The 15,350-nt window shown below is 57.9% G+C and carries 15 protein-coding genes; 3 read left to right on the forward strand and 12 right to left on the reverse strand.

Features of this window, described 5'->3' with window-relative positions; genetic code table 11:
• Window positions 1-14: 14 nt before the first annotated feature.
• The gene (rlmE, locus tag ACYZTX_RS26455) at window positions 15-644 is read right to left on the reverse strand and encodes a 23S rRNA (uridine(2552)-2'-O)-methyltransferase RlmE (protein ID WP_007900501.1); all 630 of its coding nucleotides are present in this window, start codon (window positions 642-644) and stop codon (window positions 15-17) included.
• 101 nt (window positions 645-745) lie between these two features.
• Here rlmE and ACYZTX_RS26460 point away from each other — a divergent pair, with 101 nt between their 5' ends.
• Window positions 746-1,054 (forward strand): YhbY family RNA-binding protein, encoded by a 309-nt coding sequence (locus ACYZTX_RS26460; protein ID WP_462036501.1) that lies wholly within the window; start codon window positions 746-748, stop codon window positions 1,052-1,054.
• Between the two features lie 9 nt (window positions 1,055-1,063).
• Here the strand turns inward: ACYZTX_RS26460 and ACYZTX_RS26465 are convergent, their stop codons facing one another.
• The 8 genes from ACYZTX_RS26465 to grpE form a co-directional block, all read right to left on the reverse strand.
• Window positions 1,064-1,468: an MFS transporter gene (locus tag ACYZTX_RS26465; RefSeq protein ID WP_462037114.1), complete on the reverse strand. Its 405-nt coding sequence runs from the start codon at window positions 1,466-1,468 to the stop codon at window positions 1,064-1,066.
• A 28-nt stretch (window positions 1,469-1,496) separates the two neighbouring features.
• Window positions 1,497-1,973: a transcription elongation factor GreA gene (gene greA / locus ACYZTX_RS26470; protein ID WP_046045786.1), complete on the reverse strand. Its 477-nt coding sequence runs from the start codon at window positions 1,971-1,973 to the stop codon at window positions 1,497-1,499.
• Window positions 1,970-5,191 carry a carbamoyl-phosphate synthase large subunit gene (gene carB, locus ACYZTX_RS26475; protein WP_462036502.1) on the reverse strand — a complete coding sequence of 1,074 codons (3,222 nt, stop codon included), beginning with the start codon at window positions 5,189-5,191 and terminating at the stop codon, window positions 1,970-1,972. The genes greA and carB overlap by 4 nt, the downstream gene beginning before the upstream one ends.
• Window positions 5,192-5,309: 118 nt before the next feature.
• The gene (carA, locus tag ACYZTX_RS26480) at window positions 5,310-6,446 is read right to left on the reverse strand and encodes a glutamine-hydrolyzing carbamoyl-phosphate synthase small subunit (protein ID WP_462036503.1); all 1,137 of its coding nucleotides are present in this window, start codon (window positions 6,444-6,446) and stop codon (window positions 5,310-5,312) included.
• A 259-nt stretch (window positions 6,447-6,705) separates the two neighbouring features.
• Window positions 6,706-7,512, reverse strand: a complete 807-nt coding sequence (dapB, locus tag ACYZTX_RS26485; protein ID WP_462036504.1) for a 4-hydroxy-tetrahydrodipicolinate reductase — start codon at window positions 7,510-7,512, stop codon at window positions 6,706-6,708.
• Between the two features lie 9 nt (window positions 7,513-7,521).
• Window positions 7,522-8,640: a molecular chaperone DnaJ gene (dnaJ, locus tag ACYZTX_RS26490; protein ID WP_462036505.1), complete on the reverse strand. Its 1,119-nt coding sequence runs from the start codon at window positions 8,638-8,640 to the stop codon at window positions 7,522-7,524.
• 297 nt (window positions 8,641-8,937) lie between these two features.
• Complete coding sequence (gene dnaK / locus ACYZTX_RS26495; protein WP_462036506.1) at window positions 8,938-10,854, reverse strand: molecular chaperone DnaK; 1,917 nt, start codon at window positions 10,852-10,854, stop codon at window positions 8,938-8,940.
• A 102-nt stretch (window positions 10,855-10,956) separates the two neighbouring features.
• A complete protein-coding gene (grpE, locus tag ACYZTX_RS26500; RefSeq protein ID WP_131060792.1) occupies window positions 10,957-11,523 on the reverse strand; it encodes a nucleotide exchange factor GrpE in 567 nt (188 codons plus the stop codon).
• Window positions 11,524-11,764: 241 nt separating this feature from the next.
• Here grpE and recN point away from each other — a divergent pair, with 241 nt between their 5' ends.
• A complete protein-coding gene (gene recN / locus ACYZTX_RS26505) occupies window positions 11,765-13,438 on the forward strand; it encodes a DNA repair protein RecN (RefSeq protein WP_462036507.1) in 1,674 nt (557 codons plus the stop codon).
• A 75-nt stretch (window positions 13,439-13,513) separates the two neighbouring features.
• On the opposite strand, the gene fur is transcribed toward recN, so the two are convergent.
• The gene (gene fur / locus ACYZTX_RS26510; protein ID WP_003197684.1) at window positions 13,514-13,918 is read right to left on the reverse strand and encodes a ferric iron uptake transcriptional regulator; all 405 of its coding nucleotides are present in this window, start codon (window positions 13,916-13,918) and stop codon (window positions 13,514-13,516) included.
• A 97-nt stretch (window positions 13,919-14,015) separates the two neighbouring features.
• Here fur and ACYZTX_RS26515 point away from each other — a divergent pair, with 97 nt between their 5' ends.
• The gene (locus tag ACYZTX_RS26515) at window positions 14,016-14,543 is read left to right on the forward strand and encodes an outer membrane protein assembly factor BamE (protein ID WP_462036508.1); all 528 of its coding nucleotides are present in this window, start codon (window positions 14,016-14,018) and stop codon (window positions 14,541-14,543) included.
• A 61-nt stretch (window positions 14,544-14,604) separates the two neighbouring features.
• On the opposite strand, the gene ACYZTX_RS26520 is transcribed toward ACYZTX_RS26515, so the two are convergent.
• A complete protein-coding gene (locus ACYZTX_RS26520) occupies window positions 14,605-14,919 on the reverse strand; it encodes an RnfH family protein (RefSeq protein ID WP_462036509.1) in 315 nt (104 codons plus the stop codon).
• Complete coding sequence (locus ACYZTX_RS26525; RefSeq protein WP_462036510.1) at window positions 14,912-15,346, reverse strand: type II toxin-antitoxin system RatA family toxin; 435 nt, start codon at window positions 15,344-15,346, stop codon at window positions 14,912-14,914. The genes ACYZTX_RS26520 and ACYZTX_RS26525 overlap by 8 nt, the downstream gene beginning before the upstream one ends.
• Between the last annotated feature and the right edge of the window lie 4 nt (window positions 15,347-15,350).

The following is a 15,350-nucleotide window of genomic DNA, read 5'->3' on the forward strand; positions in this document are numbered from 1 at the left end:
AAAAAAACCTCGATTTACTCACTACGGCCGCGGTAGCCCCAAGCCAGCATGTACTGCTCGCGGGAACTGCCACGGGAAGAGTCCGGCTTGATCATCTGGACCTTGTCGAATTTCTGACGAGCGTCCTTCACGTAAGCATCAAACCCTTCGCCCTGAAACACCTTGATCACGAAATTACCACCCGGCTTGAGTATCCGAGCCGCCAGATCAAGAGCCAGCTCACATAGAAACATGGCTTTTGGCATGTCCACCTCAGGCGTACCACTCATATTGGGGGCCATATCGGAAATCACAAGGTCCACCTGCGAATTACCCACGGCTTCAAGGATCTGAGCGAGCACCTCGTCCTGAGTGAAGTCACCCTGGATGAAAGTCACGTCCGGAATGCTGTCCATTTCCAGGATGTCCGAGGCGATCAGACGCCCCTGGCCACCGATCAGCCGACTAGTGACCTGCGACCAGCCGCCGGGCGCCGCACCCAGGTCGACAACGCTCATACCCGGACGGATCAGCTTGTATTTTTCCTGGACCTCCAGAAGCTTGTAACTCGCACGCGAGCGGTAACCATCCTTCTGCGCCTGTTTCACATAGGGATCATTGACATGTCTTTTCAGCCAACCAAGGCTTGTCTTGGAACGCGCCATTGGGCACCTCGATGATAAGGGTCGTGATTAATTGGGCGGATCCACGAACCCTCGGGTAAAATGGCCGCCATTTTACAGAATCCAGACGAAAGGGTCAGATTATGCCGCTCACTCAAGAGCAGAAGAAACAGTACAAATCCATTGGCCACCATCTGAAACCAGTTTTGACTGTGGCTGACAACGGTTTGACTGAAGGTGTGTTAGCCGAACTTGAACGCGCTTTGGCGGATCACGAGCTGATCAAAATCAAGCTCAACATCCTCGATCGCGAATCGCGCCTGGCGACCGTTGCAGAACTCTGCAAGGTCGGTAAAGCGGATCTGGTTCAAGTCATCGGCAAGATGGCACTGATTTACCGCAAGAACTTCAGCGTCAACAAGCAGCTGTCGAACGTCCATCGCTTCAAGTGATGGCAAGGGTCAAGGGTGTGCTTCGCGCACCCTGCCACTCCATCCCGGTACAGACTGCAACACCAGCACCAGCCCGGAAAAGCCCAGAACAAGATAGCTGAACGCCTGCCAACGCACCGCATCCGGCCAGCCGATACGCACCGCGCCATACATCGCACACGCATACAGCGCCATCATCAGCAGTTGCCCGCGAATATCGCGCCATAGACTGGCAAGGCCCTCGGCCTGAATCAGCACCAAAGCCTGAAAAATCACACACGCTGTGGCGAAACCCACCATCAGCGTATTCAGCATGCCTGCAATTTCGTCGATCAGCAGCGGCGCCAGACCTATCTGGCCCAGCGCCGGCAGCAGCCCGATGTGTAACAGCCACAGGCCGCCAACCCACAACATCTGAGTCAGCTGCCAAAGCATGGCGCCCGCACGGAGCGGGCGCCTGCGTTTAGATGTGGCGAACTTCGACAATCTCGTACTCGATAACGCCACCTGGCGTTTTCACGGCAACCACATCACCCTCTTCCTTGGCAATCAAGGCGCGGGCCAGTGGCGAACCCACCGAAATCTTGCCGAGTTTGAAGTCAGCCTCATCCTCACCAACGATGTGGTAAGTGACGCTTTCATCAGTCTCGACGTTGGCGATTTCAACGGTGGTGCCGAAGATCACTTTGCCGGTGTGAGGAATGGTCGTGACATCAATGATCACCGCGTTCTGCATGCGGCCTTCGATGTCGCGGATCCGTGCCTCGACCATACCTTGCTGCTCGCGAGCAGCGTGGTATTCGGCGTTTTCTTTCAAGTCGCCCAACTCGCGGGCCGTACCGATGTCCTGGCTGAGCTTCGGACGGACGACTTTGGTCAGGTGAGCGTGTTCTTCTTCCAGGGCTTTTGCGCCCTTCACGGTCATTGGGTATTTGATCATGCCTTCAATCCTGCGTGTAGATCCTGCAAGCGGCGCACGGTCTTCTCGGGACCGAACTTCAGCGCTTCGCAGATGGCTTCGCCAGCAGCAATGGTGGTGGTGCAGTAGATCTTGTGCTGCAAGGCATTACGACGAATGGAATACGAATCAGCGATCGACTGACGACCTTCGGTGGTGTTGATGATCAGGGTGACTTCGTCATTCTTGATCATGTCGACCACGTGCGGACGACCTTCGGTCACCTTGTTCACGCGACGCACTTTCAGGCCTGCGGCCTCGATCAGCTTGGCAGTACCGGCAGTGGCGACCACTTCGAAGCCCAAGTTGATCAAATCACGGGCCACGCCTGCAACCAGTGGCTTGTCGTCATCACGCACGCTGATGAACGCGGTACCGCCAGTCGGCAGCACTTCGCTGGCGCCCATTTGCGCTTTGGCAAACGCTTCGCCGAAGGTGTCACCCACGCCCATCACTTCACCGGTGGACTTCATCTCTGGGCCCAGGATCGGGTCCACACCAGGGAATTTGGCGAATGGGAATACCGCCTCTTTCACGCTGTAGAAGTTCGGAATGATTTCTTTGGTGAAGCCGATTTCCTTCAGTGTTTTACCGGCCATCACGCGAGCCGCGATCATCGCCAGCGAAACGCCAATGCACTTGGACACGAACGGTACGGTACGGGAAGCGCGCGGGTTCACTTCGATGACGTAGATGTCTTCGCCTTGCAGCGCCAACTGAACGTTCATCAGGCCGACAACACCCAGCTCCAGGGCCATTTTCTTGACCTGTTCGCGCATCTCGTCCTGGATGTGTGCAGGCAGCGAGTACGGCGGCAGGGAGCAGGCGGAGTCACCGGAGTGAACGCCGGCCTGTTCGATGTGCTGCATGATCGCGCCGATCACCACGTCGGTGCCGTCGCAAACTGCATCCACGTCCATTTCGATGGCGCAGTTGAGGAAGTGGTCGAGCAGCACCGGGCTGTCGTTGGACACTTTCACTGCATCACGCAGGTAGCGCTTGAGTTCTTCTTCTTCGTAGACGATTTCCATCGCACGACCGCCCAACACGTAGGACGGGCGAACCACCAGCGGGTAACCGATCTTGCTGGCGGCACGAATCGCTTCGTCTTCGCTGCGCACAGTGGCGTTTGGCGGCTGACGCAGGTTCAGGCGTTCAACCATCTGCTGGAAACGCTCACGGTCTTCGGCACGGTCGATAGCGTCAGGACTGGTGCCGATGATCGGCACGCCAGCTTCTTCCAGGGCACGCGCCAGTTTCAGCGGGGTTTGGCCGCCGTACTGGACGATCACGCCTTTCGGCTTCTCGACGCGGACGATTTCCAGCACGTCTTCCAGGGTCACTGGTTCGAAGTACAGGCGATCGGAGGTGTCGTAGTCGGTGGAAACGGTTTCCGGGTTGCAGTTGACCATGATGGTCTCGTAACCGTCGGCGCGCAGGGCCAGTGCTGCGTGTACGCAGCAGTAGTCGAACTCGATGCCTTGGCCGATACGGTTAGGACCGCCGCCGAGGATCATGATCTTGTCGCGGCCCGACGGCGCAGCTTCGCACTCTTCCTCGTACGTCGAGTAGAGGTAAGCGGTGTCGGTGGCAAACTCGGCCGCGCAGGTGTCAACGCGCTTGTAGACCGGGAAGATCTCCAGCTTGTGACGGTGGCGACGCAGAGCCTTCTCGGTCACGCCCAGCAGCTTGGCCAGACGCATGTCGGAGAAGCCTTTGCGCTTGAGACGGAACATCAAGTTGCGGTCGATGCTGGCCAGACCCAGGGTCTTGACCTTCTCTTCTTCCTTGATCAGATCTTCGATCTGCACCAAGAACCACGGGTCGATCATGTTCATGCCGAAGATGTCTTCGACCGACAGACCGGCGCGGAACGCGTCAGCCACGTACCAGATACGCTCGGCACCCGGCACGGTCAGTTCACGCTTGAGAATGCTCATGCTTTCCGGATTGCTCAGGTCGAGCTTCTCGTCCAGGCCGCAAACGCCCACTTCCAGACCACGCAGGGCTTTCTGCAGGGATTCCTGGAAGGTCCGGCCGATGGCCATGACTTCACCAACCGACTTCATTTGAGTGGTCAGGCGCGCGTCGGCTTTCGGGAATTTCTCGAAGGCGAAGCGTGGCAGCTTGGTCACGACGTAGTCGATGGACGGCTCGAAGGATGCAGGAGTAGCGCCGCCGGTGATTTCGTTCTGCAGCTCGTCCAGGGTGTACCCGATCGCCAGCTTGGCAGCGATACGCGCAATCGGGAAACCAGTGGCTTTCGAGGCCAGTGCCGAAGAGCGGGATACACGCGGGTTCATCTCGATCACGACCATACGGCCAGTGTCCGGGCAGATGCCAAACTGAACGTTGGAGCCGCCGGTTTCCACGCCGATCTCACGCAGTACCGCCAAAGAGGCGTTACGCATGATCTGGTATTCCTTGTCCGTCAGGGTCTGTGCTGGCGCAACAGTGATCGAGTCACCGGTGTGCACGCCCATCGGGTCAAAGTTTTCGATGGAGCAGACGATGATGCAGTTGTCCTTCTTATCGCGGACAACCTCCATCTCGTACTCTTTCCAGCCGATCAGGGATTCGTCGATCAGCAGTTCTTTGGTCGGCGACAGGTCGAGGCCGCGGGCGCAGATTTCTTCGAACTCTTCACGGTTGTAAGCGATACCGCCACCGGTGCCGCCCATGGTGAAGGACGGACGGATGATGCACGGGAAGCCAAGCTTCTCGAGGACTACGTTGGCCTCTTCCATGCTGTGGGCGATACCCGAACGCGGGCAGTCCAGACCGATGGATTTCATCGCCTTGTCGAAGCGCGAACGGTCTTCTGCCTTGTCGATGGTGTCAGCATTGGCGCCGATCATCTCTACGCCGAACTTCTCCAGAACGCCTTCGCGCTCCAGGTCCAGTGCGCAGTTCAGAGCGGTCTGGCCGCCCATGGTCGGCAGCAGCGCGTCCGGACGCTCTTTCTCGATGATCTTGGCAACGGTCTGCCACTTGATCGGCTCGATGTACGTGGCGTCAGCCATGTCCGGGTCGGTCATGATGGTCGCTGGGTTGGAGTTCACCAGGATGACGCGGTAACCCTCCTCGCGCAGGGCTTTGCAGGCCTGGGCGCCGGAGTAGTCGAATTCGCAGGCCTGGCCGATCACGATCGGGCCAGCGCCGAGAATCAGGATGCTTTTTATGTCTGTACGTTTTGGCATGGGTTTGTCACTCAAATCCGCAGGTCAGTCGGCAAGCCGTCTTGTTCAATCTGTGAAGTCTTGAGGGGGCCGCCGGTGTCGGGACCACCCTCAAGCTTTGCTGCATCAGTGCTAGCGATTAGCGTCGCTTGGCCATTTCGTTGATGAAGCGATCAAACAGAGGCGCTACGTCGTTCGGGCCAGGGCTGGCTTCAGGGTGACCCTGGAAGCTGAAGGCGCTCTTGTCGGTGCGCTCGATGCCTTGGAGGGTGCCGTCGAACAGCGATTTGTGAATCGCGCGAACGTTGGCTGGCAAGGTCGCTTCGTCTACCGCAAAACCGTGGTTCTGGCTGGTGATCATCACAACGCCGGTGTCCAGATCCTGGACCGGGTGGTTGGCACCGTGATGGCCGTGACCCATTTTCAGGGTCTTGGCGCCGGAGGCCAGGGCCAGCAACTGGTGACCAAGGCAGATACCGAAGACCGGAATCTCGGTTTCCAGCACGTCCTTGATCGCCTGGATCGCGTAGTCGCAAGGCTCCGGATCACCCGGACCGTTGGACAGGAACACGCCGTCTGGCTTCATCGCCAGAACGTCAGCGGCCGGGGTCTGCGCCGGCACTACGGTGACGCGGCAACCGCGCTCGACCAGCATGCGCAGGATGTTCAGCTTGACGCCGTAGTCGTAGGCAACCACGTGGTATGGCAGCTCGGAGGCTTCGATAGTCGCGTGGCTGTCGGTTTTCAGATCCCAGACAGTCGAGCGCCACTCGTACTTCTCTTTGGTGCTGACGACTTTCGCCAGGTCCATGCCTTTGAGGCCAGGGAAACCCTGAGCAGCGGCGATGGCGGCCTCTTCGGAAATATTGTCACCGGCCATGATGCAGCCGTTCTGCGCGCCCTTTTCACGCAGGATGCGCGTCAGGCGGCGAGTGTCGATACCGGCGATTGCCACAACATTGTTGGCTTTCAGGTAATCGGACAGAGACATCGTGTTACGCCAGTTGCTCGCAACCAGTGGCAGGTCACGGATGACCAGGCCAGCGGACCAGACGCGGTCGGACTCGGCATCTTCCGGAGTAGTACCGGTGTTACCGATGTGCGGGTAGGTCAGGGTAACGATCTGTTGGGCGTAGGAAGGATCGGTAAGGATTTCCTGATAGCCGGTCATGGCGGTGTTGAACACCACCTCACCAACGGTTTGACCGTCGGCTCCAATGGCTTCGCCGCGAAAAATGCTGCCATCAGCAAGGGCGAGTATGGCTGGCTTAGTCAAGAAGACCTCCCGTAAATAAAGCCTGAAAGGGCGATCGCAGGTTGTAAAAAAGCGGAGTGACGTATGGACACGTCACCCCGCTTCTTCACCGAATAATTCTGCGCGCTTTTAGTGGACACACTAAAGCTGTAGCTTACAGAAAAAGGCATTTTTGGTCTACCGCCAATGAGCCTTAAAGGCCGGGGAATGCGACAGGACGTCGCTTGGCGTAATAAAACCGGGCCCAAACACTGTGTTTGAACCCGGTTTCGGGTGCATCTTAACGCAAGTCGAGCACGTCTTGCATGTCGTAAAGACCTGGCTCACGACCCTCCAGCCACAACGCAGCACGTACCGCGCCCTTGGCGAAGGTCATGCGACTAGAGGCTTTATGCGTGATCTCCAGTCGCTCACCCTCACAGGCGAACAGCACCGTATGATCGCCCACCACATCACCGCCGCGAACAGTGGCAAAGCCTATCGCTTCACGCTCGCGAGCGCCGGTATGGCCTTCACGACCATAGACCGCAACCTTCTGCAGATCACGATCCAGGGCGCTTGCAATGACCTCGCCCATGCGCAGGGCCGTACCTGAAGGTGCATCAATCTTGTGCCGATGATGAGCCTCGATGATTTCAATATCCGCCTCATCGCCCAACACACGAGCCGCCATATCGAGCAGCTTCAGCGACAGGTTCACACCAACGCTGAAATTGGCCGCGAACACAATGGGAATGTCCTTGCCCGCCTCGACCAGCAACTGCTTCTGCGTGGCGTCCAATCCCGTGGTGCCGATCACCATGGCCTTGCCCGCCTCACGGCAGAACGCCAGGTTTTTCAACATGACCTCTGGGAGCGTGAAGTCGATCAACACGTCGAACTCATCAGCCACCGAGTCCAGATTACCGGACAGCGGCACACCGATACGCCCCAGCGAGGCCAACTCACCAGCATCCACGCCAATCAGCGTGCTGCCGGGGCGTACGACGGCTGCCGTCAGACCGGTCAGCGGCGCGCGCTGCAGCACCGCCTCGACCAGGATCTTGCCCATGCGCCCGGCAGCGCCCATCACAGCTATACGTCGCATGCCGACTCCTTACAAATCGCCAAAGAAGCGCCTCACGCCTTCGAACCAACCGGTGGTTTTCGGCGAATGGCTGTTGTCATCCGCCAGGGAGCTGCGGAATTCTTCCAGCAACTCGCGCTGACGACGACCCAGGTTGACCGGGGTTTCGACCGCCACACGGCACATCAAGTCACCTGCACCGCCACCGCGCACTGGCGCAACGCCCTTGCCGCGAACGCGGAACTGCTTGCCGGTCTGAGTCCCTTCAGGGATTTTCAGTTTGACTCGACCATCGAGGGTCGGAATCTCCAGCTCGCCACCCAGCGCAGCATCGACAAAACTGATCGGCACTTCGCAGAACAGATGCTTGCCGTCGCGCTGGAAGATCGCGTGCTCGCGCACATTGATCACCACGTACAGGTCGCCAGTCGGACCACCCTGAGCACCCGCCTCACCTTCGCCGGACAGACGAATGCGATCACCGGTATCGACACCGGCCGGCACCTTCACCGAGAGGGTTTTGTACTCTTCGACACGGCCCTGGCCTTGGCAGGAATCGCACGGATCGGAAATGATCTTGCCCTGACCATGGCAGCGCGGGCAGGTTTGCTGCACCGAGAAGAAGCCTTGCTGCATGCGCACCTGGCCGATACCGCCGCAAGTCGGGCAAGTGATCGGCGCAGAGCCTTTCTTGGCACCCGAACCGTCGCACGGCTTGCAGTTGACCAGTGTCGGAACGCGGATATTCACGGTCGTACCGCGCACCGCTTCTTCCAGATTCAGTTCCAGGGTGTAACGCAGGTCGCTGCCGCGCTGAGCACCGCCGCGACCGCCACCGCCACCGAAGAAGTCACTGAAGACATCACCAAAGATATCGGAGAAGTTCTGACCTCCAAACCCGGCACCGCCGCCGCCCATGCTCGGGTCGACACCGGCATGACCATACTGGTCGTAGGCCGCGCGCTTGCTGGAATCGGACAGTACTTCGTAGGCCTCGTTGGCCTCTTTGAACATGTCTTCCGATGCTTTGTCATCGGGATTACGGTCCGGGTGGTGCTTCATCGCCAGGCGACGGTAGGCCTTTTTCAGGTCTGCTTCGCTTGAGCCACGCTCAACACCCAATACTTCGTAATAGTCACGCTTTGCCATAAGTCTTTGCACTCTTAAGGACGTTCGGCAAACCTCTCCTGAGCCTCGCCAAACTCGTTGAGCCCCAATACAGGCCCGGACCCAACTCACGTCAATTCAACGATCCTGGTCTTTGATTCAACGCGGTACTTTCAGCTCGAAAAGCAGGAGCATTCCCGGCCATACCGCCAACACACGAGCCTTGTCGCATGCTGTAAAAATTCGCTAACTCCAGACACGCCAACGCGGGAGCAAGCTCCCGCGCGGCGACATCCTACCAGTCACCGCCTGAAGGCAGTCAACCGGGCGACCAACAACTTACTTGTGGTCTTTGACTTCTTCGAACTCAGCGTCGACAACGTCGTCAGCCTTCTCAGCCGATTCGCCTTGCGGTGCAGCGCCTTCAGCAGGCTGAGCCTGTTCGGCGTACATCTTCTGCGCCACAGGAGCGGAGACTTTCGACAGCTCTTCAACCTTGGCGTCGATTGCAGCCTTGTCGTCGCCTTTGACGGCGGCTTCCAGGGCAACTACTGCGGCTTCGATTGCAGTCTTCTCTTCAGCGGTCACTTTGTCGCCAGCGTCAGCGACCATTTTGCGCGTCGAGTGAACCAGCGCATCGCCCTGGTTACGGGCAGCGGCCAGCTCTTCGAACTGGCGATCTGCGTCGACGTTGGCTTCAGCATCGCGAATCATCTGCTGAATCTCTTCCTCGGACAGACCGGAGTTAGCCTTGATCACGATCGACTGAGTCTTGCCGGTAGCCTTGTCTTTGGCGCCTACGTGCAGAATGCCGTTGGCGTCGATGTCGAAGGTCACTTCAATTTGTGGCACGCCACGTGGTGCTGGTGGAATCTCGGCCAGGTCGAACTTGCCCAAGGACTTGTTCTGAGCGGCTTGCTTACGTTCACCTTGCAGCACGTGAATGGTCACAGCGCCCTGGTTGTCGTCGGCAGTCGAGAACACTTGCGATTTCTTGGTAGGAATCGTGGTGTTTTTCTCGATCAGCGCGGTCATCACGCCACCCATGGTTTCGATACCCAGGGTCAGCGGGCTGACGTCGAGCAGCAGAACGTCTTTCACGTCACCAGCCAATACGGCGCCCTGGATAGCAGCACCCATGGCAACGGCTTCGTCCGGGTTCACGTCTTTACGTGCTTCTTTACCGAAGAATTCGGTCACCAGCTTCTGAACCAGTGGCATACGGGTCTGACCGCCGACCAGGATCACGTCATTGATTGCGCCAATGTCGATGCCGGAGTCTTTCAGAGCGATGCGGCAAGGTTCGATGGTGCGTTGAACCAGGTCCTCTACCAGCGCTTCGAGCTTGGCGCGGGAGATTTTCACGTTCAAGTGCTTAGGACCGGTGGCGTCTGCAGTGATGTACGGCAGGTTCACGTCGGTCGAATTGCTCGAAGACAGTTCGATCTTGGCTTTTTCAGCGGCTTCTTTCAGGCGCTGCATGGCCAGCGGGTCACCTTTAAGGTTCATGCCGCTTTCTTTCTTGAATTCGTCGACGAGGTAGTCGATCAGACGAATGTCAAAGTCTTCACCGCCCAGGAACGTGTCGCCGTTAGTGGCCAACACTTCGAACTGGTGCTCACCATCGACTTCAGCGATTTCGATCACGGAAACGTCGAAAGTACCGCCACCCAAGTCATAAACGATCACGGTGTGATCGCCCTTGGCCTTGTCCATACCGTAAGCCAGAGCGGCTGCGGTTGGTTCGTTGATGATGCGTTTTACGTCCAGGCCCGCGATGCGGCCGGCGTCTTTGGTCGCCTGACGCTGGCTGTCGTTGAAGTAGGCCGGAACGGTGATCACCGCCTCAGTCACTGGCTCGCCGAGGTAGTCTTCGGCGGTCTTCTTCATTTTCTTCAGAATTTCAGCCGAGATTTGTGGCGGCGACATTTTCTGGCCGTTCACTTCAACCCAAGCGTCGCCGTTATCAGCCTTGGCGATTTTGTACGGGACCATCTTGATGTCTTTCTGTACGACTTCTTCGTCGAACTTGCGACCGATCAAACGCTTCACCGCATACAGGGTGTTGTGCGGATTGGTCACTGCCTGACGCTTGGCCGATTGACCAACGAGGATCTCACCATCGTTGGCGTAAGCGATGATCGACGGCGTGGTACGCGTGCCTTCGGCGTTTTCAATAACTTTGGCTACGCCGTTTTCCATCACGGAGACGCAGGAGTTGGTAGTCCCCAGGTCGATACCGATAATCTTGCCCATATTCACTCTCCCGAAACTTTGGATTTGGATGCCGCAGCAGTGGTGGCTAACTGCGGTAGCACTTAAACGCTTGACTTCTAAATGGGGGCCTTGCGGCTAATTTCAAGCCTGCTCGTCAATCGAAGGCGAAACCGGCGCAGGGGCCTTGCTGACCACGACCATGGCCGGGCGCAGCAGGCGACCGTTGAGCTGATAGCCCTTCTGGAACACCTTGAGCACGCTGTTCGGCTCGACGTCGGCGCTTTCCTGCATGGCCATTGCCTGATGCTGAACGGCGTTGAACGGTTCGCCATGCGGATCGATCGCTTCCAGCTGGTAACGCTTCAGGGTGTCCTGGAACATTTTCAGGGTCAGCTCGATGCCTTCGCGCATTGGACGGATGCTTTCGTCATCCGGATTGGACAACTCCAGACCACGCTCCAGGCTGTCGATGATCGGCAACAAGTCACCGGCGAATTTTTCCAGCGCAAACTTGTGAGCCTTTTCGACATCCTGTTCGGCGCGGCGGCGGACGTTCTGCAGATCAGCTGCTACACGCAAAGCCTGATCATGAGCGCCAGCCAATTGCTCTTCGAGCACTTGAACACGAGCCGCCAGTTCATTACCCGAATCCTGGGCAGCCTGATCGGCGTCTAGATTTTGCGTATCCACTGTCTGTTCGTCAGCCATAGATTTCTCCTTTCAATATCGTCCGCGAGCTCAACTCGCGCTTCTGCCCAGCTATATGGGGCCGCAAAATTCAGCTTCAAGGGGCGCTTATTGATTAACCCTACAAAAAACAGCTGCATTGTCATTCCCGGGCGCACTAAGGATTTCGTCGGATCAAGTAAATCTAGCTAAGGCAGGGCATTGTCAGCCAGAAACAAAACACTGTATAAATAACCAGACCTAAAGCCTGGGAGCGGCCTTTATGCTGGTGCACCTGTCCGTACATAACTACGCCATCGTTGAACATCTCGATCTCGAACTCGATCGCGGGATGAGTGTGATCACAGGGGAGACCGGCGCCGGCAAGTCGATCATGCTCGACGCCCTGGGCCTGACCCTGGGCGATCGCGCCGACAGCGGCGTGGTCCGTCCCGGCGCAGACAAGGCCGATATCCTGGCAACCTTCGACCTGGTCGATATTCCGGAAGCCAGCGCCTGGCTGGCCGAGCGCGATCTGGAGAGTGACGGCCCTTGCATCCTGCGTCGGGTGATCACCGCCGAAGGACGCTCGCGTGGCTACATCAACGGCACACCTTGCCCCCTCGGCGATCTCAAGGCCCTGGGCGAGTTGCTGATCGACATCCACAGCCAGCATGAACACCAATCCCTGCTCAAGACCGACACGCACCGCCGTCTGCTCGACGAGTACGCCGGGGCAACGGACCTTGCCCGCCAGGTACACCTGGCCGCCCAACGCTGGCGCCAGACCCGCCAGGAACTCGAACGCCTCTCCAATTCCGGCGACGAACAGCGCGCCCGCCATCAATTGCTCAGCTATCAACTCGAAGAGCTGGAAAACCTCGGCCTTGGCGAAAACGAGCTGGAGCAACTGGAACAGGAACACAAGAACCTGACCAACGCCGAAACCTTGCTGGGCATTTGCCGGCAAGTGGTCGAGCAATGCAGCGAAAGTGATTCGGGCAATGTGCTGAACGCCCTCACCGCCAGCCTCAATCGCCTTTCGAGCGTCAACAACTCGATTGGGGCCCTGGGAGAAGCCAGTAGCCTGCTGACCAGTGCGCAGATCCAGGTCGAAGAAGCCGTGGGGGAACTGAACCGCTTCCTTGATAACTTCGACGCCGATCCAGCGCGTCTTCAGTATCTGGAGGAACGCCTTGATGCGATCTACACCATGGCGCGCAAACACCGTATCCAGCCGACCGAAGTGGCCGAGATGCAGCAGCGCTTGCTGGATGAAATTGAAACCCTGAACGCCAACGACGAATCCATCGAGCGACTGAGCGATGAACTGGCCTCCTATGCCCGTCATTATCAGGAGAAGGCTCGCGAGCTGAGCGATTTGCGCCATCAGGCGTCGAACAGCCTGGCTAGCGCCGTGGAGCAGGAAATCCAGCGACTGGGCATGCCCGGCGGTCGTTTCACCATCGAATTGCGCCCCAATAGCGGCGATGAACTCCTGCCCAATGGACTTGAGCAAGTAGAGCTGCTGGTGAGTGCTAACCCAGGACAGCCTTTGAAAGCGCTGGCAAAAGTGGCATCCGGCGGCGAGCTGTCGAGGATCAGCCTGGCGATTCAAGTGATCACCGCGCAAACTTCGCGTGTACCGACACTGGTGTTCGACGAAGTGGACGTGGGCATCGGTGGCCCGACCGCCGAGATCGTCGGCCAGTTGCTGCGTCGACTTGGGGAGCGCGGGCAGGTTCTGACCGTGACTCACTTGCCGCAAGTTGCGGCCCAAGGTCATCAGCATCTATTCGTACACAAAGTGCGCGGGGAGGATGCCACTCACACAGCCGTCTCCAAACTGAGCAAGAATGATCGCGTCGAAGAAGTGGCGCGGATGCTGGGAGGCATCGACCTCACCAAGGAATCCCTGGCTCACGCAAAAAAAATGGTCATCACTGCGAAAATTTAAGACCGACAGAAAGCACGAAGGCGACCCTGGGGTCGCCTTCGCTCGTTTCGCGAACCTTAAGTTCGCGCGACATGCTTACTTTTTCTTGCGCACGTACAGTACAAGGTTGTGATCAACCATCTCGAAGCCATACTTGTCGACGATTGCCTTCTGCAGACGCTCGATTTCTTCGTCGAAGAACTCGATCACTTCACTGGTCTCGACGTTGACCATATGGTCGTGATGCTTGCCGTCGTCCAGCTCGAAGACCGCATGGCCCCCGTCGAAGTTGTGCCGCACCACAAGGCCAGCTGCCTCGAACTGAGTCAGAACACGGTAAACCGTGGCCAGACCGACGTCCTCACCAGCCTCCATCAGCGCCTTGTAGACATCCTCGGCACTCATGTGGCGTTGCTCGGCGGAATCGAGCATTTGCAGAATTTTGACCCGTGGAAGGGTCACTTTGAGGCCGGCTTTGCGTAGTTCGCTATTTTCAACCATGGTCAGCTTTCTCGCGATGCTGCTTCGCAGCTTCTCTTAATGCGGGTATGATCGGCGTTTACGTTGTCCCAGCCAAGATAGTGGAAGTCGCCCACCGATGCAAAACACCAAGCTCTTGCTAACCAGTTTCACCTTTGTGGGACTGCTCGCACTCGCCGGTTGTTCATTCCCCGGGGTTTACAAAATCGACATCCAGCAGGGCAATGTCGTCACGCAGGACATGATAGACCAGTTACGCCCGGGAATGACCCGTCGGCAAGTACGGTTTATCATGGGCAACCCTCTGCTGACTGACACGTTCCATGCCGATCGCTGGGATTACTTGTATAGCCTGCAACCCGGTGGTGGTGAACGCCAACAGGAACGCATTAGCGTTATCTTCAACCCTAATGACCAACTTGTCAGCCTCTCTGGTGATTTCATGCCAGGCGTAAGCCGGGACGAAGCCATTCTCGGCAAGGACAGCGGCACTGAAGTTGCTGCGCCAGCAGAAAACGTCGAGCAGCCGAAACCGGAGAAACCGGTCAAGCCAGGCTCCTTGCTGGATCAGATCCAGAAGGACGTCGACGGTGTAGAAACCGTTCCAGTCCCGACTCCAGAACCTCTGGAAACCTCGCCGCAATAATTTGCGACGCAATAAAAAACCCGGCGTGTCCGGGTTTTTTATCGTCCAGCGTTTGAGCGAATCACTGATTCCGGGTTTTGGCCTCGGCAGCTTTGGCAGCACGCAACCGGCGAACCTCTTTCGGATCAGCCAACAATGGCCGGTATATTTCGATGCGATCACCCGCCTGGACAGGACGACTGTCCGGCTCAGCGATCACTTTGCCGAAAATCCCTACCGGGCAATCGGCCAGATCCAGCTCCGCAAACGCCTCGCCGACACCTGACATCAGCAAAGCCGCCCGCACGGTTGTTCCTGCCGGCACAGTCACCGACAGGAGCACCTGACGATCAATGGCGGCATAGACCACCTCAACGTCGATCACAGTCTCAACCATGCTTCTGTTTGGCGCGCTGGCAGAATGCATCCACCAGCGTATTCGCGGCCTGATTGAACAGCGGCCCCAAAGTCGCACGAATAATCGGCCCGGCGTAATCAAACGACAGGTCCAGGCTGATCTTGCAGGCCTTTTCCCCCAACGGCTTGAACATCCAGACGCCATGCAATTGGCTGAACGGACCTTCCTCGAGGTTCATCTCGATCGAATGCCCGGGCACCAAGGTATTTCGAGTCACGAAATGCTGACTGAGGCCCCCCTTGGCCACGCCTACGCTGGCGCGCATATGCTCAGAAGAGCTTTCGAGCACTTCGGCCGTCGAGCACCACGGCAGGAATTCCGGATAACGCGCCACGTCGTTGACCAGGTCATACAGCGCTTGCGCCGGGTACGGCAGCAAGGCCGAACGTTGAATGTGTGTCGTCATGTCA

This window comes from Pseudomonas sp. MDT1-17 (assembly GCF_054898105.1).